Source organism: Flavobacterium sp. GNP010 (genome assembly GCF_056428945.1).
Genome location: NZ_JBWJVK010000016.1, coordinates 21485 through 39067 on the forward strand (window position 1 = coordinate 21485; position 17583 = coordinate 39067).

At 35.5% G+C, this 17583-nt stretch carries 10 protein-coding genes; 5 read left to right on the top strand and 5 right to left on the bottom strand.

Features of this window, described 5'->3' with window-relative positions; all coding sequences use genetic code 11:
* Positions 1 to 67: 67 nt before the first annotated feature.
* From AC061C_RS08555 to AC061C_RS08575, 5 genes are all read right to left on the bottom strand, one after another.
* On the bottom strand, positions 68 to 1942 hold the full coding sequence (locus AC061C_RS08555) for a glycoside hydrolase family 13 protein (protein WP_478290818.1): 1875 nt from the start codon (positions 1940 to 1942) through the stop codon (positions 68 to 70).
* Positions 1943 to 2117: 175 nt separating this feature from the next.
* Entirely contained in the window at positions 2118 to 4421 is a 2304-nt protein-coding gene (locus AC061C_RS08560) for a maltose phosphorylase MdxK (protein ID WP_478290819.1), read from the bottom strand.
* Between the two features lie 95 nt (positions 4422 to 4516).
* Positions 4517 to 5176, bottom strand: coding sequence for a beta-phosphoglucomutase (gene pgmB / locus AC061C_RS08565; RefSeq protein WP_478290820.1), 660 nt, complete (start codon positions 5174 to 5176; stop codon positions 4517 to 4519).
* Entirely contained in the window at positions 5169 to 6689 is a 1521-nt protein-coding gene (locus AC061C_RS08570; protein WP_478290821.1) for an MFS transporter, read from the bottom strand. The genes pgmB and AC061C_RS08570 overlap by 8 nt, the downstream gene beginning before the upstream one ends.
* A 190-nt stretch (positions 6690 to 6879) precedes the next feature.
* Positions 6880 to 7902 carry a LacI family DNA-binding transcriptional regulator gene (locus tag AC061C_RS08575; RefSeq protein ID WP_309760261.1) on the bottom strand — a complete coding sequence of 341 codons (1023 nt, stop codon included), beginning with the start codon at positions 7900 to 7902 and terminating at the stop codon, positions 6880 to 6882.
* 236 nt (positions 7903 to 8138) lie between these two features.
* On the opposite strand from AC061C_RS08575, the gene AC061C_RS08580 reads away from it, so the two are divergent.
* From AC061C_RS08580 to AC061C_RS08600, 5 genes are all read left to right on the top strand, one after another.
* A complete protein-coding gene (locus tag AC061C_RS08580; RefSeq protein ID WP_478290822.1) occupies positions 8139 to 11084 on the top strand; it encodes a SusC/RagA family TonB-linked outer membrane protein in 2946 nt (981 codons plus the stop codon).
* A gap of 10 nt (positions 11085 to 11094) precedes the next feature.
* Positions 11095 to 12705 carry a RagB/SusD family nutrient uptake outer membrane protein gene (locus AC061C_RS08585; RefSeq protein WP_478290823.1) on the top strand — a complete coding sequence of 537 codons (1611 nt, stop codon included), beginning with the start codon at positions 11095 to 11097 and terminating at the stop codon, positions 12703 to 12705.
* Positions 12706 to 12726: 21 nt separating this feature from the next.
* On the top strand, positions 12727 to 13725 hold the full coding sequence (locus AC061C_RS08590; protein ID WP_478290824.1) for a SusE domain-containing protein: 999 nt from the start codon (positions 12727 to 12729) through the stop codon (positions 13723 to 13725).
* A gap of 11 nt (positions 13726 to 13736) precedes the next feature.
* Positions 13737 to 14552 (top strand): SusE domain-containing protein, encoded by an 816-nt coding sequence (locus AC061C_RS08595; RefSeq protein ID WP_478290825.1) that lies wholly within the window; start codon positions 13737 to 13739, stop codon positions 14550 to 14552.
* Positions 14553 to 14625: 73 nt separating this feature from the next.
* Entirely contained in the window at positions 14626 to 17514 is a 2889-nt protein-coding gene (locus tag AC061C_RS08600) for an alpha-amylase family glycosyl hydrolase (RefSeq protein WP_478290826.1), read from the top strand.
* Positions 17515 to 17583: the final 69 nt, after the last annotated feature.

The window sequence follows — 17583 nt, forward strand, 5'->3', positions numbered from 1 at the left end:
CATATAAGTTTGAAGTTTACCCTTCTTTTAAACTCCTATTTTTCTTTAATGCATGGTATAGTTTAAATTAGTTTAATTCTAAAATCAAAACCGATTTAGGTTCTATTATTATTTCGTTTGATACGTCAAATGTAAGTTCAGAAATGACATCTTTTCCTGTTTTGAAGTTCTTAATGTTTTCTTTGAATCTATCGGTTTTTATTGTTTTAGTTTCGTTGCTGTTGTTTATTAAAACCATCACTGTTTCATTATTGTTGTATCTAAAATAGGCATACACATTGTTCTCTGGAATGTAGTGCGTCATTTTTCCAGTATGAATAGCTGTTTTTGCTTTGCGCCAATTGAACAATTTAGCCGTAAAATCAAAGTATTCGTTTTGGGTTGCAGTTCGTCCTTCTTTGGTAAATGCATTGTTCGCATCGCCATCCCAACCGCCTGGAAAATCTTGACGAATAGCTGCATCTCCCTTGTCCTTATTGCCTGCCATGCCTATCTCGCTACCATAATACAATTGCGGAATACCTCGGATGGTTGCTAAAACGGTCATGGCCATTTTATATTTTCTTATGTCGTTTCCATACGTTTCATTGATTCGATTGGTGTCATGATTCTCTGCAAAGATTAAAATGTTGCTGGGGTTTGGATATAGAAAATCATTAGTAAAATTGTCATACAATTTCATCATTCCTTTGTCCCAACCGCTTTCGTCTTCGTTGAATACTTTTGTTGTGGCTTCGTAAAGTGTAAAATCCATTACACTTGGTAAGTAAGAATTGTAATTTTGGATGGCTGCAATTTTACTGTCTTTTTGCCAATACGCCATTTGCGCCTGACTTTGCATCCATATTTCGCCTACAATATTAAAATTGGGATATTCATCGGTGATAGATTTGGTCCAAGTTGCAATTCCTTTTGGATCTGAATAATTATAGGTGTCTACTCTAAAGCCATCCAAATCACATGATTCAATCCACCAAATCGCATTTTGAATGAGGTATTTTAAAGTCAACGGATTTTTTAAATTTAAATCAGGCATTGTGGGTACAAACCAACCGTCTATTGCTGTTTTTTTATCAATTTCAGCAGCGTTGATGTCATGAATTACTGTTCGCTTGTGATTGGTTTGGGTGTAGGTTTCAAATTGATTGATCCATTCTTTTGTAGGTAGATCTTTGATCATCCAATGTTCAATACCCCAGTGATTGGTTACATAATCCATCACGAGCTTCATTTTTCGTTTGTGCATTTCTGCTGCTAGTCTTGCATAGTCTTCATTGGTTCCATAACGCGGATCTATTTTATACACATCAGATTGTCCGTAAGTATGATACGAATAAGCTGCATCATTATCCTCGCAAAGTGGCGTACTCCAAATTGCAGTAGCGCCAAGTGACGCAATATAATCTAGGTTTTTTATGATTCCTTCAATATCGCCACCGTGTCTTCCGCCAGGTAATTCTCTGTTGTGTTTTTCTTTGGTATTGTTTTCACTGTCGTTATTGTTGTTACCATTGGCAAATCGGTCTGGCATTAATAAATACATCATATCCGAAGAATCAAAGCTTTTGCGTTCCGCAGAATTTTCTCTTCGTTTCTTGAGACTGTATTTTTGTGTAAGGGTTGCTGTGTTGTTTTTAAAAGTAAAAACAAAATCAGATGCAGTCACTTTTTTGGTATCAATGGTGACAAAAATATAGTTGGGATTTTCGGTTTTTGTAATGTTAGTAATTTTTATACCATTAGATACAGAAACTTTATTTTGTGCAATATCTTTCCCGTAAAATAGTATTTGCAATTCTGGATTTTGCATACCTGCATACCAAAAAGGAGGTTCCATTTTGTCGATTTGAGCGCTTAAAGTTAAAGACATAAAAAAAAGGAATAAAGTTGTTTTTTTTAGGAAGCTTTTATCTTGTAGCAATAAAGGAATCATTTTATTCATTATTAAGTATGTTTTTAGTGTTTTAATTTTTTTCTCCTCAAGTCGAAATTGAATTCTCTCTTGTGTTTTAAATGGTTGCAAATCAAACAATCCCAATGAAAATTGGGATTGTTTTTAATAGTACATATCTTTTAATCGAATGTTATAAGGAACGATACCTGCGAACAATTTTTGATTATACTGTAGCTAAATGTTCCGAGTTAACCAATACTGGCTGACCGTTTACAACAATCGCTATTTCTTGATTCCCATCTATTGAAAAAATAGTCTCTTTATGATTGATTGCGACTGTCAAAATCTGGTTTCTGAAATTAATTTTAAACGAATACCCTTTCCATTCTTTTGGAATTTTTGGGGAAAAATGAAGCGTATCGTCTTTAATTCTCATTCCACCAAAACCTTCCACAATACTCATCCAAGTTCCGGCCATCGATGTAATATGACATCCTTCTTCCACTTCTTTGTTGTAGTCATCTAAATCCAAGCGTGAAGTTCTTAAATAGAACGTGTACGCCATATCCATTTTGTCTAATAAAGCAGCTTGAATCGAGTGCACGCAGGGCGAAAGTGAACTTTCATGAACGGTGAACGATTCGTAAAATTCAAAATTATTTTTTAGTTCTTCTCTCGAAAAATGATCTTCGAAGAAGTAGAAACACTGCAAAACATCAGCTTGTTTGATGTAAGGCGAGCGTAAAATTCTATCCCAAGACCATTTTTGATTGATTGGTCTTTGGCTTGTGTCTAAATCGGCCACGCGAACCAATTCCTTGTCTAAGAAACCATCTTGCTGCAAGTAAACGTTATGTTCTTCCGAAAAAGGAAAGTACATAGCATCCGATACTTTTTTCCAAGATTGCAATTCCGCGTCTGTGATTTTTACTTTTTCGGTAATTCTCTTGTGATCAACGGGATATTCCAGAGATACTTTCTGAATTTGTTCGTACGTATATTCTAAACACCATTTTGCAATATAATTGGTATAGAAATTATTGTTTACATTGTTTTCATATTCATTTGGACCCGTAACTCCAAGGATTACGTATTGGTTTAAATTAGTCGAAAAATTCGCTCTTTGATGCCAGAAACGTGCAATTCCTATTAATACTTCTAGTCCCTTTTCAGGAATATAACTGTAGTCTCCTGTAAATCTATAAAAGTTATAAATGGCAAATGCAATGGCTCCGTTTCTGTGAATTTCTTCAAACGTAATTTCCCATTCGTTATGGCATTCTTCACCGTTCATAGTAACCATTGGGTATAAAGCAGCGCCGTTTGTAAATCCTAATTTAGCAGCATTTTCTATGGCTTTGTCCAATTGATTGTAGCGGTACGTCAATAAATTTCGGGCTACTTCTTGGTCTTTGGTTGCCATGTAGAACGGAATGCAATAGGCCTCGGTATCCCAATAGGTAGATCCACCATATTTTTCGCCAGTAAAACCTTTTGGTCCAATATTTAATCGAGAATCTTTTCCTAAATACGTTTGGTTCAATTGAAATATATTGAAACGAATTCCTTGTTGTGCTTTGACATCGCCATCAATGGTAATGTCTGACATGTCCCAGATTTTTGCCCACGCATCAATTTGATCTTGTAGTAATTGGTCGTAGCCTAAAGTTAAGGAGGCTTGTATGGCTTTTTCGGCAGCGGTTACCGTGTTGTCATGGTTTAAAGAAACCGTATAACCACCAATTTTCTGAATGGATGATTTTTGGCCTTGAGCCACAATTACATCATAGCTAAACTGAATTTTATCTGCAGTTGCGTCAATATTGGATGGCGAAATACTTGTTTTTTCACCATTTGTCAAAATGCTATTGTGCATGAAAGTGGTCACCTTGAAATGCGTTTTGAAGGTTTGAGCCGTTACAAAAGCTTCATTTCCTGATTTTTTAACATCAAGAGGTTCCCAAAATTTTTCTTCCCAGTTGGCATCTTCATTGCTAACACCAGCGTCGATATAGGGTTTGTAAATTATTTTTGAGTCCTTGTTCAAAGACGTAATTTCGTAATTGATAACTCCCACTTCGTCTAGAACGATTGATAGAAAACGACGAATGGAGACTGCTATTTCGGTTCCGTTTTTCAAAGTAGCTTCAAAAGAACGATGGTACCAGCCTTCTTTCATGTTGAGTTCCCGACGGAAATTTTTCACGTTGGAACACGCATTCAAATCAAATTTTTCACCGTTGATTTCAATTTCAATTCCAATCCAGTTGGGTGCATTTAAAACTTTAGCAAAATATTCTGGATAGCCGTTTTTCCACCAGCCTACTTTTGTCTTGTCTGGATAGTAAATTCCGGCAATATAACTTCCTTGGAATGTTTTGCCAGTATAATTTTCTTCAAAATTAGCACGTTGTCCCATAGCACCGTTGCCAATGCTGAACAAACTTTCAGAAGATTTCACGCGCTCTACATCAAATCCTTCTTCTATGATGGACCAATTATCTGGTTTTATATAATCTTGATTCATTTTTTTCTAATTTAAAATTCAATGATTTTAAAATTCAATGATTGTTGTGGGTCAAATACAATCTGATTTTTTTTCTTGTTTTTGAATCTTGTTTTTTATTCTTTAATCAATTCTTCTATGAAGTGCGTATCAATTGCGGTAAAATCTTTAAAGATATATTTTGCTTCATGCAACGTAGATGCTTCTCCAATTCCGATGCTGGTCATATTCCCAATATTGGCAGCCTGAACTCCCGCTACTGAATCTTCAAAAACGATCGAATTTTCAGGAGTAATGTTTAGCAATTTTGAAGCCATTAGGAAAACTTCCGGATCTGGTTTGGCATTGGTCACGTCATTTCCATCTACAACTGCATCAAAATACGATAGCAAACCTGTTTTTTCTAAAATAGGTCGGGCATTCTTGCTAGCTGAACCTAGTGCAATGGGTTGGTTATTTTCTTTCAGAAATTGTAAAATTGTAAAAACTCCTGGCAGAATTTCACTTTCATCCATATCAACTAAATACGATAAATAGTCTTCATTTTTTTGAAAGAGCCATTTGTCTTTATCTTCTTGCGAAGCGGTTACTTTTCCTAATTCTAATATGATGTCTAAAGAGCGAACACGGCTAACTCCTTTTAATAATTCATTATATTCGTGTGTAAATTCGATATTCAATTCATTCGCGATCTTTTGCCACGCTAAATAATGGTATTTAGCCGTATCTACAATCACTCCGTCTAGGTCGAATATAAATGCTTTTTTATTATTCATGAATTTCAATTTTTGTTCTGTTGTTTACTCTAAGGGTAAGTAAACCGGCAAATATCATCGATACTCCACCAATTAGTACTGCGTAAATAGGTTCGTTTTGAAAAAATTGTTTAACGATAAAACCTAGGATTGTTGCGGCAACAATTTGAGGAATAACCACAAAAAAATTAAAAACGCCCATGTAATATCCCATTTTTGAGGCCGGTAAAGCGCCAGATAACATGGCATAGGGCATCGATAAAATACTGGCCCAAGCAATACCAACTCCGAGCATTGGAATCAATAATAAATACTTGTCTCCGATGAAATAGATAGACAGTAAGCCAACGCCGCCTGAGCAAAGAGCTAATAAATGTGTGTAACGGACACCAACTTTTTTTGCTATTACGGGCAACAAGAAAGCCACTGCAGCAGCAACTCCGTTATATACTGTAAACAAAACTGATACCCAATCTGCAGCATCATTATATACTTTTGAAGTCGTATCTGTTGTCCCAAAAATATGTTGGGTTACGGCTTGCGTTGTGTAAATCCACATGGAGAAAAGGGCAAACCAAGAAAAGAATTGAACCCAAGCTAATTTTTTCATTGTTGTTGGCATATTCAATAAATCGGTCATAATAATGGTAAAGCCATTTTTAATTTGAATTATTCTTAGTCTAGCGGTGACCATAAATAAAATTCCAATGACAATAAGACCTAAAAATAGAATATAAAGTTCTTTGGTAAGGTTATTTTCATAAATCAGGTAAGAAACAACACTTCCTAGCACGGTCATGATGAGACCTAAATTAAATTGTCTTTTGATATTCGACTTAGCTTCAGATTCGGTTTCTGTTGGCGCTTGCATTGCAATATCTTTCTCTGACTGTTCAAAAGCTTCTAATTCTGCTGGCGTGTATTCTGTAGATTTGAAAACAGTCCACAGTACAGCCAAAAGAAAAACTACGCCTCCTATATAGAAAGACCATTTTACAGAGTCAGGGATAATTCCTTCAGCTGCAGTATTGCTTACCCCAAAAACATTGGTGAAAATATACGGTAATAAGGAACCAACTACAGCACCCAAACCAATGAAAAAACTTTGCATGGCAAAACCTAACGTGCGCTGTTTTTCAGGTAAATTGTCTCCCACAAAGGCACGGAAAGGTTCCATTGAAATGTTGATAGACGCATCCATCATCCACAAGGTTCCAGCGGCAATCCACAATGAAGCAGAATTCGGCATAATAAATAATGCAATTGAAGATAAAATAGCGCCAACCAAGAAATAAGGTCTGCGACGACCTAATTTAGTCCATGTTCGATCACTAAAATAACCAATTATCGGCTGGATTATTAAACCTGTTACTGGGGCAGCAATCCATAAAATAGGGATTTCGTCAACTTTTGCACCCAAGGTTTCAAAAATTCTTGAAGTGTTTGCATTTTGCAGTGCAAAACCAAATTGTATTCCTAGAAATCCAAAACTCATGTTCCAGATTTGCCAGAAACTTAACTTACGCTTTTCCATTATCGTAATTTAAAAAAATTAATACGATAAGCGCTATGCTTATCAAAACTTACCTTATTTTCGAAGTAAAAGTTAAAGCTTTGAGTGGTAAATATAAAAATATATTTTAAACTTTTGTTTTTGAGAAACAAATTATATTGATCTTTTGCAACTACAAGGTTGTAGTTGCAAATAAATTAACATTTAAGGGTTAATTAGTTGATTCTCTTTCTATCAAATGGGTTTCAATTACCTCTGTTTTGTAGTTTTCGTCCTCTTCATCTTCCTCAGATTCTAGTCTTTCGATTAGCATTTTGGCTGCTTTATTTCCCATTTTTATACCGCTCTGACTTACAGTCGTTATAGTAGGTGTAGAATATTTTGAAATTATACCATCCGTAAATGCGATAACAGCAAGATCTTTAGGGACATTGAGTCCAATTTTATTAGCAGTTTTGATGATGGTAACCGCAAAAAGTTCGTTAACTGCAAAAACGGCATCAATGGCCTTGTCTTCTAATAATTTTCCAATGGTGATTTCGCAGGTATCAATGTCTTCAATTTTGATGATTAGATTCTCATTAAATGGAATTCCGTTGTCTAGAAGTGCTTTGATATAGCCATCAGTTCTCAGTTTCCCTACAGATACGTAATCAACTGTGGTAACTAAGGCAATTTTTTTTCTTCCTTTATTAATTAAGCTTTGTACGGCTTCATAAGCAGCGTGTTTGTCATCGATAATGACTTTATCACAAAGAATATCATTGGTCACACGGTCAAACATGACTACGGGCATTCCTTGATTGATCACTTCGGTAATATGGTGAAAATCCCCTCTAAATTGGGTTTCCTTAGAAAGTGACATGATAAAACCATCGATACTTCCATTCGCGAGCATTTCCATATTAAGAACTTCTTTATCAAAGGAATCATCAGATAAACAAATGATGACACTGTAGCCGTGTTCATTGGCAACTTGTTCAATTCCATTGATGACCGTGGAGAAAAAGTGGTGCACAATTTCAGGGATAATGATTCCAATAGCTTTAGTTTTTCGATTTTTTAAGCTCAGTGCAATGTTGTTGGGTTTGTAATTATAGAATTTGGCAAAAGCCTGCACTTTGAGTCTTGTTTCTTCACCTATTTCAAGGCTGTTTCGCAATGATTTTGAAACGGTAGAAATGGAAACGTCTAATTCTTTTGCAATTTGTTTAAGCGTTATTTTCCTTTTCATGTTGTTTTTGGGGAATAAATTTATTTCGTAATAAAGATAAAATTTAATTTTAGAAATGGTAATTAAAGTGATAAAAAATTATGTAAATCAGAAAGTTTTCAACACTATTACGTTTTCGTAACTCAAATAAATAGTGGTGTTGTTGGGGTATGCTAAAATTTACATAAATTTAACATTCGAAGTACTAGTTAAACTTAAAACTAAACCAAAAAATTAAATTAAATTAAACAAAAAGTATGAAAACAATTTACAAAAAGTTGTTGATTTTAGTACTATTACTCCCTTTTAGTGTCTTGGCTCAGAGCACAGTTACTGGTTCTGTTGTTGATAAAGTATCAGGACAGCCACTTCCGGGGGTAAATGTAAATGTACAAGGATCTTCTAATGGTGTCTCAACCGGTTTTGATGGTACATATCAGTTGACAAACGTCAAAAGTGGTGATAAAATATTATTTTCTTACATAGGATATAAAAATAGTATTGTAGGCTATACTGGTCAAAAATCACTAAATGTTTTATTAGAAGAAGATGCAAATCAGTTAAAAGAAGTTGTTGTTCAAGTAGGATATGGTACCGTTAAGAAAAAGGATGCCACAGGAGCAGTGACCGTTTTAGGAACCAAAGATTTTAATAAAGGAGCCAACGTTACAGTTGAAAACTTATTAAATGGTAGAGTTGCCGGTGTGACCATTAATACTAGTGGTGCTCCAGGTTCTGGTTCTCAAATTAGAATTCGTGGAGGTTCCTCTTTATTTGCGAGTAATGATCCATTAATTGTAATAGATGGTTTGCCTATTGAAAATAACTCAGATAAAAACTTTGGTTCTACTTCTATTTTAGCATCGTTAAACCCAAGTACTATTGAGTCGATGACAGTATTAAAAGATGCCTCTGCTACCGCAATTTACGGTTCGCGTGCGTCTAATGGTGTGATTATCATCACTACAAAAAAGGGAGGAAAAACACTTGCAGTAGATTATAACTTTCAATACGGAAGTGGAGAACTAGTTAAGACCACAGATGTATTTGATGCTGCGGCTTTCCGAGCAATTATTGCAGAAAAACGTCCTGCAGATGTATCAAAATTAGGTACCGCTAACACTGATTGGCAAAAAGCAATTTATAGAAAAACAGATTTTGTTGACAACAATATTTCTTTGAGAGGAAATTTATTTAATGCGATTCCAACTCGTTTAACAATAGGAAATACGTATCAAGAAGGATTGCGATTAACAAATACGTTCAATAGAAGTACAGTTGGTTTAGCATTAAATCCATCTTTTCTTAAAGATCATTTGAAAATTAAGCTAAATGCTAATTACTCGAACGAGAAAAATAGATTTGCAGATGGAGTAGAAGGTGCAGCTATTAGATTCGATCCTACACAACCTATTTATAGTGCTGGATCTGTTTATGGAGGATTCTTTGAATACTATAACCGTAGCAACGGCGAATTGTCTGCTCAATCACCACGTAATCCAGTAGCTCAATTATTGCAAACTTTTGATAAAGGAATTAATAATAGGTTTTTTGGTAACTTTGAATTAGACTATAAACTTCATTTCTTTCCTGCTGTGAGAGCGGTTGTGAATGCTGGTTTTGATCAAGCCAATGGAGAAAGATCAAAAACAGCTTCTAGATTTGCTGCTAGCTCAGGTGCAAATAACAATGTTCCTTTTGGAACAAATGAATTTTCAAAAAGCGAAAGAAAAAACAAGTTGCTGGATGCTTATTTAGTGTACAACAAAACATTTGATAAACTTGTTTTTGATGCTACAGCAGGATATTCATATCAAAAATGGGATTCATATAATTATGTTACAGGAAATACAAATGATGCAAATTTACAACCAGCGTCTGAAGGTGGTTTCCCTAGAACTACGATTGATTTTGACAGAGTAAATGTTGGTTTCTTTGGGAGATCTAACTTGAATTTTGATGATAAATATCTATTAACAGTATCATTTAGAAGAGACGGTTCTTCTCGTTTTGATAAAAACAATAAATGGGCAAATTTTCCAGCTGCTGCATTTGCTTGGAAAATTAAAGAAGATTTACTGTCAAACAGCACTACAGTATCTGACTTGAAACTTAGAGTAGGGTACGGTATTACTGGACAACAGGAAATAGGTAATAATAATGATTTTTTGCAACAATACAATCTAGGAAGTGGTAGCTCTCAGTATTATTTTGGCACAGTTGCTTTGCCTATTGCGGTTTCGGCAAGACAAAGTTCAGATATAAAGTGGGAGGAAACAACTACATATAATGCAGGTTTAGATTTTGGATTGTACAACAATAGAGTAACGGGTAGTTTAGAAGTTTTTTACAAGGATTCTAAAGATTTGTTAGCAGATGTTGCCACAGCAGACGGAGGTAACTTTTCGAATAGATCATGGCAAAATATAGGAAATTTGACAACAAAGGGTGTAGAGCTTTCTATAAGTACAGACGTAGTAAGAACAGATGATGTAACTTGGAATTTAAATTTCAATGCGACTGCTTTTGAAAGAAAGATCACTAGTTTAAATCCTTCTTCTATTTTCTTAGGAGATAATTTGGCGGGGACAGGGACACAAGGTCAAGTGTTTCAAGTAGGTTTTGCGCCTTACTCATTCTTAGTACATAAGCAACTATATGATGCTAGCGGTAAACCGGTTGAAGGTGCCTACGAAGATTCAAATGCTGATGGTATAATCAATGCAAATGATAAGTATATTTATAAAAATCCAGATCCAAAAGCAGTTTTTGGTTTTGCATCTACCTTAAATTACAAGAATCTTGATTTCTCTTTTAATTTAAGAGCTAGTGTTGGGAATCGTGTATTTAATGCAGTTAATGCTGCAAGAGCACAGTACAGACAATTAGTACCCGATTCTCAATTAGGAAACATTCCAACATCTGTTTTAGATACTGATTTTACGACAACATCAAACGTAGTTTTATCTGATTTGTATGTAGAAAACGCATCATTTTTAAGAATGGATAACATCACATTAGGATATACATTCCCAAAATGGTTGGAAGGGAAAGCTTCTTTACGATTATTTGCTGGAATGCAAAATGTATTTGTAATTACAGATTATTCTGGATTGGATCCTGAGGTTGCTAATAACGGAGTTGATAATACCATATACCCTAGACAACGTTCAATATTAGGTGGGGTTAATGTTAAATTTTAATAAACAGATCATGAAAAAAATAAAATTTATTTACGTTCTATTCGCATTCGCGGCATTGCAATCGTGTACTAGTGATTTAGATGTAGTTTCTGAGGACCCACGTGTTCTTTCTCCTGAAGAATTATTTGCTACGCCAAAAGGATACAAACAAGCACTTGCTGGAGTATATGGAAATCTTAGTTTAACAGGAACAGGTGATGCAGGTTCTTCGTTTTTACAAGGAATAGATGCTGGAACAAGCCAATTTGGAAGGTGTATGTGGTACTTACAAGATTTGACTACTGATGAGGTAATCTGGACGTATGAAAATGATGGAGGTGTAGCTGAATTGCAACGTAATACTTGGACTGCTGCTAATCCTATTTTACTAGGAATGTTTAGTAGAACTATGGCTGAGGTTGCGATTGCCAATGATTTTTTAAGACAATCTACGCCTGCCTTACTAAATTCTAGAGGGATTACTGCTCCTGCTGATGTTGCTGAAATCAATTTTTACAGAAATGAAGTACGTGTCTTGAGAGCTTTTGCGTATTACAATATGATGGACTTGTTTGGAAAAGCACCTTTTGTAACTGAAAATGATCCTTTAGATTTTAAAGGACCTCAATACGATAGACAACAACTGTTTACTTTTATTGAAAAAGAATTAAATGAAGTTATTCCGAACTTGAAAGCGGCAAGAACAAACGAGTACGGTAGATTAGATAAAGCGATGGCTCAAATGATCTTAGCTAAAATGTATCTAAATGCTCAAGTGTATATTGGAACGCCAAAGTATACGGAATGTATGGCTAAGTGTGCTGATGTAATTGCTGGGGGTTATGTTTTAAAAACTAATTATTTAGACAACTTCAAGGCAGATAACCATACTTCGTCTGAGATGATTTTTACTTTGCAATCGGATGGTGTCAGAACACAAAACTATGGTGCTTCTACGATCATTATCAACGGTCAAGTAGGATCACTTGAAGGCAATGGTGCTGAGTTTGGTGTTGGTGGTTTTGGAGGTGCTTTGAGAATTAGAAAACAATTAGTAGAAAAGTTTGATGGATCTCAATTTGCAACAGATGTGAGAAAAACATACACTGCAGGTTCAAGACCAATTGATATTGCTGAGCCTACAAATGCGGGGCAAGGTTATATTTTACATAAGTTTTCCAATAAAACAAGCGCAGGTGTTGCTGGTTTAAGCTCAACATTTGTTGATACTGATTTCCCTTTATTCAGGTTAGCAGATGCGTATTTGATGTATGCTGAAGCACAAATGAGAAAAGATGGTGCTACAAACTCTAATACTGCAAATACAGCATCAGCACAATCGTTGACCTATATTAATGCATTAAGACAGAGAGCTAACAATGGTTCAACTGCTGCTAATGTTATTCAAAGCCAAGTGAATTTAGATTTCATCATAGATGAAAGAGCGAGAGAATTGCACTGGGAAGGACATAGAAGACAAGATTTAATTCGTTTTAATAAGTATGGTGGTGGTAGCTATAATTGGGCTTGGAAAGGAAATGTTGCTAATGGAACTTCTTTTGGAACTAATTTAAATGTTTTTCCACTTCCTTCTGCTTCAATCGCGGCAAATCCAAATCTGACTCAAAATAACGGATATTAGACTAATCTAAAATTTATAAAGATGAAAAACACGATCAAATTATTAATTGCTTTCATCAGCTTCCTTACCTTATCATGTTCGGAAGATGTTGAAACTAAAATTGCAGCTGAGAAAGCATCTGGGATTGTCCTATTGACTCCTAATTCTAGTTTTAATCTAGTATTAGATGGTGCTAAATTAAATGACATAGCTACAACTTTTGTATGGAATGATATGTCAAATGGTACTGCGGGTACACCTGTAAGCTATACTATTGAAGCAGCTAAGGCAGGTACAAATTTTGCTGCACCAGTAGCATTAGGAACACCTACAACCAGTTTGTTTAAGGATGTAACAGTAGGGAGTCTTGATGCTGTAGCAAAAACATTAGGACTACCTTCACTTGTAGAAAATGCTATTGATGTTCGTATTAAATCATCAGCTGGAATTTCTAATGTTTTCACACTAAAGGTAACTCCTTATCAACCAAATTGGGGAATCATAGGTAGTGCGACGCCAAAAGGCTGGGATGCAAGTACAGATATGACGTACAATGCTACAACAGGTACTTATTCAATCTCTCTAGGTTTAACTACAGGTGAATTAAAGTTTAGATTAGATAACAGTTGGGCTACTAACTTTGGTGATGATGGAAATAACCTATCACTTGACGCTGGGGGAAGTAACATTGCCGTAACGGCAGGAGATTACACCATCACGGCTAACTTTACTACTAAGACGTACACAATAACTCGCCTCACTAATGCGTGGGGAATTATTGGAGACGCAACTCCAACAGGATGGGGTGCAGATACACTTATGGACTATAATCCTACGACTCAAAAGTATTCTATAACTGTAAAAATGAATGCAGGTGAATTTAAATTCAGATTAAATCGTGATTGGGGAAATAACTATGGTGATAACGATAACAATTTGTCGTTAGAATCAGGTGGTGCTAACATTGCTGTAAAGATTGCAGGAAATTATTATATCACGGCTGATTTTAATGGATTGAATTATACTATCAAACAATTATAAATACAAACAGTATGAAAAATATATCTAAATTATTAATTGCTTTTTTAAGCGTCATTACACTATCTTGTACTGATGAAATATCAGATAGAGAAGCGGTAGTTGCAAGTGCTGCACCTGAACTATTAACTCCCACGAATAATTTCAATATCGTGTTAACTAAACTAACTGAAAAGGAAGTTGCAACTACCATGGTTTGGAAAGATGCAAGTTATTTAGGAACGAATACCGTAGTAAATTATACTATTGAGATTGCAAAAGCTGGAACTAAATTCGCTTCGCCTTCAGTCGTAACAACAACTACAAACCGTTTTAAAAGTATCACTGTTGCTGAATTAAATTCAGCATTAATAAATGGTGGATTTAAAGACAAAGTGGAAAGTGAAGTGGATATTCGCATAAAATCTTCTGTTGGAGCTGTAAGTGGTGTTGAACAGTTTTCTAATTCGGTGAAAATCAAAGCAACTCCTTACCGTGTTCCTCTTGCAAGCTCTTTGTGGCTTGTGGGTGCTGCTACACCTGGCGGTTGGACTTGGGAAAATGATGCAGAAACTGAATTTCCTTTAGTGCCAGGATCCTCAAATGTTTATCAAGTTTCAATTAATTTGAATGGAGGAGAATCTTTTAGAATATTTTTAGGAAACAATTTTACAAGCAATGGCAACTGGGATGCTAGTCGAAACTATCCGTTTTATGTAAATGCTGGGTATACGATTACTCCTGAATTAGTTAATGCAAATGATGGAGATAAAAATTTCAGATATACAGGGTCTACAGGTCTAAGAGTCTTGAAAATAGACGGTACTGCTAAGACAATTACCTTAAATTAATTTTAAGATCTTTAAAGGGCTATCTCCTTGATAGCCCTTTTTTTTATTTTTCTTATTCTAACAAATATAAACTATGAAAAAAACAATACTTTTTATAGTATTTTGGATTTCTATCGCTGCATTTGCTCAACAACAAACAGTTACCAGTAGCATTAATCCTCCTACTTTTGAAGAAACTACTTCTATCACAATTACTATTAACGGTAGTAGTGTAGATGAATTAGCTTGGGGAGTATCTGGAAATGCTTTGTATATGTGGGCATGGTCTTTTGACATCAATGATGCAAATATTTTTGATTGTCCTACTAATGGTGCATGGACTGCATCTAATGAAGCGAACCGCTTTACGTATAACGCAGGCTCAGATACGTATACCAAAACTATTACTCCTAATACTTTTTACAACAGAAACGGAATAGGTCGAATAGGTTTTTTAGTCAAAGCCAAAGATGGTACGGGTGATGAAAAATCTCAAGATATAATCCATGAAGTAGGTAGTTTTCAAGTAGCCTTGACTGCTCCTGCAGAAAATAGCGCTACCATAATGACATCTGGCGGAAGTTTGAGTATTGCTGCTGCTAATACAGGCGGAATTGCTAGTTATGTGCTCAGGGCTAACGGTACAACTTTAAACACAAATGCTGCTACTTCAAGCTACTCGTATAATCATACGAGTATTACTGTAAATCAAAATTATGAGCTACAGGTTACACAAGGAACTACAGTTATCACAAAAAAATTCAGCGCCATTGTAAACCCAAATGTTGTTAACGAAGCATTGCCGGCCGGTTTAGTAGATGGGATTAATTATAATACTACCGATGCTACGAAAGCTACTTTAGTTTTAGATGCGCCATATAAAGATTTTGTCTATGTGGCCGGAAGTTTCAATAATTGGCAACCTACAGCTGCATACGCCATGAAAAAAGATCCTGCCTCGACAAAATTTTGGTTAGAACTTACTGGTTTAGCTACTCCTGCCACATATACGTATCAGTATTGGGTGGTAGACCAATCGCCTATGGCAGGAACGCCTTCTTTAGTGAAAACTGCAGATCCTTATTCTACTTTAGTGTTATCTCCTTTTGATGATGGAGGTATTCCGGCTGCAAGTTATCCTAATTTGCCTGCTTATCCAGTAGGACAAGAAAGAGAAGTTACAGTTTTACAAACAGGAAAAGTTCCTTATGCTTGGAGTGCGGCAACAACCAATTTTGTGAAACCAGCTAAAGAAAATTTAGTGGTATACGAATTGTTGGTGCGTGATTTTGATGCTAACAGAAGCTACCAAGACTTAATTAATAAGATTGATTATTTCAAAAATTTGAAAATAAACGCGATTGAATTAATGCCGGTAATGGAATTTGAGGGCAATGAGAGTTGGGGATACAATACTTCTTTTCACATGGCTTTGGATAAATTCTATGGTACTTCTGATAAGTTAAAAGAGTTTATTGATTTGTGTCATCAAAACGGAATTGCAGTTATTCTTGATGTGGCGCTGAATCATGCTTTTGGAAGAAATCCAATGGTCAGAATGTGGATGAACGATTCTGATGGCGATGGTTGGGGTTCACCATCTACTGAAAATCCGTATTTTAATACAACGGCAATGCACAGCTATAGTGTAGGTGAAGATTTTAATCATCAACAGGCAAGAACGCAAAATTATGTGCAGCGTGTCATTAAACAATGGGTAGAAGAATATAAAATTGACGGATTTCGTTGGGATTTAACCAAAGGGTTTACTCAAAATTGTCCTTCTAATGTAGTTGGTGGTCAAGAGAATTGCACGGGTAGCAGACAACAGGATAGAGTAGATGTATTACGAAAATATGCTGATTATTCTTGGAATTTAGACCCAACACACTATGCTATTTTTGAACATTTAGGAACTAATGATGAAGAACAGCAATGGGCCAATTATAGATTGAATGAAACGCCGAGCAAAGGAGTTATGATGTGGGGAATATTGACCAACGATTATAACAATTTAACAAAGGGCTACGGTGGTAATATTTCAAGAATGGTTGCGTCTAGTAGAGGTTTTACTGCACACCGCTTGATGGGATATGCAGAAAGTCATGATGAGGAACGTTTAATGTATAATAATCTACAATCGGGTAATAGTTCCGCTTCTGCTCACGATGTGAAAACATTGTCTGTGGCATTATCCAGAATGTCTGCTCTAGGTGCTGTTTCTTTATTGGTTCCTGGGCCTAAAATGATTTGGCAATTTGGCGAATTGGGATGGGAAAAATCAATTTTTTCTTGTAACAATGGATCAGTGAATACCTCTTCAGATGGTATAGCGGGTGATTGTAAATTAGATACTAAGCCTCAACCGCAATGGACTTCTAATTGGCTCGGTGATAGTAATAGGAATAAAATTTATACCGACTGGTCTAAAATGATTACTATGAAAACTACAGAACCTGTGTTTTTAGGAACAGCCAGTATTAGCAATACGAGTACTTTGTTACCTAATATTAAGATTGCGAATAATGCTCTGGCATCAACTCAATTAAAGGATGTTTTAGTGTTGGCCAATTTTAATGTCACAACTCAAAATGTACCTACTGGCTTTCCTTATCCGGGAACTTGGTATAACTTAATGGACAACACCTCTTTTGTAGTTAGCGATGTCAATGCAACGATGTCAATACCAGCAGGAGAATTTAGAATCTATGGTAATAAAGTTGCTTCATTAGCAATTGCTGATTACGAAAAAGCAGCTACAATTGCTTTATATCCAAATCCTGCATCTGATTATTTTACCTTAAACGAAACGGCCGCTAAAGTTCAGATTTTTTCTGTCACGGGACAATTGGTAAAAAGTTTTGATACTAATCAATCGGCAGGATCTGAATTTTCAGTTAGTGATTTGAATCAAGGTCTTTACATTGTAAAAGCGTTTGATGAAAATAATGAAATGACGGTATTAAAATTATTGAAAAATTAAGAATGTTTTGAATTAGTGAAAAACGGCTGTCCCTAAAAAGACAGCCGTTTTTGTATAAAAAAACTGCTC

Coding starts and splice junctions, on each gene's coding strand:
- AC061C_RS08555 (WP_478290818.1), bottom strand. CDS start 1,942: ATGAATAAAATGATTCCTTTATTGCTACAAGATAAAAGCTTCCTAAAA.
- AC061C_RS08560 (WP_478290819.1), bottom strand. CDS start 4,421: ATGAATCAAGATTATATAAAACCAGATAATTGGTCCATCATAGAAGAA.
- pgmB (WP_478290820.1), bottom strand. CDS start 5,176: ATGAATAATAAAAAAGCATTTATATTCGACCTAGACGGAGTGATTGTA.
- AC061C_RS08570 (WP_478290821.1), bottom strand. CDS start 6,689: ATGGAAAAGCGTAAGTTAAGTTTCTGGCAAATCTGGAACATGAGTTTT.
- AC061C_RS08575 (WP_309760261.1), bottom strand. CDS start 7,902: ATGAAAAGGAAAATAACGCTTAAACAAATTGCAAAAGAATTAGACGTT.
- AC061C_RS08580 (WP_478290822.1), top strand. CDS start 8,139: ATGAAAACAATTTACAAAAAGTTGTTGATTTTAGTACTATTACTCCCT.
- AC061C_RS08585 (WP_478290823.1), top strand. CDS start 11,095: ATGAAAAAAATAAAATTTATTTACGTTCTATTCGCATTCGCGGCATTG.
- AC061C_RS08590 (WP_478290824.1), top strand. CDS start 12,727: ATGAAAAACACGATCAAATTATTAATTGCTTTCATCAGCTTCCTTACC.
- AC061C_RS08595 (WP_478290825.1), top strand. CDS start 13,737: ATGAAAAATATATCTAAATTATTAATTGCTTTTTTAAGCGTCATTACA.
- AC061C_RS08600 (WP_478290826.1), top strand. CDS start 14,626: ATGAAAAAAACAATACTTTTTATAGTATTTTGGATTTCTATCGCTGCA.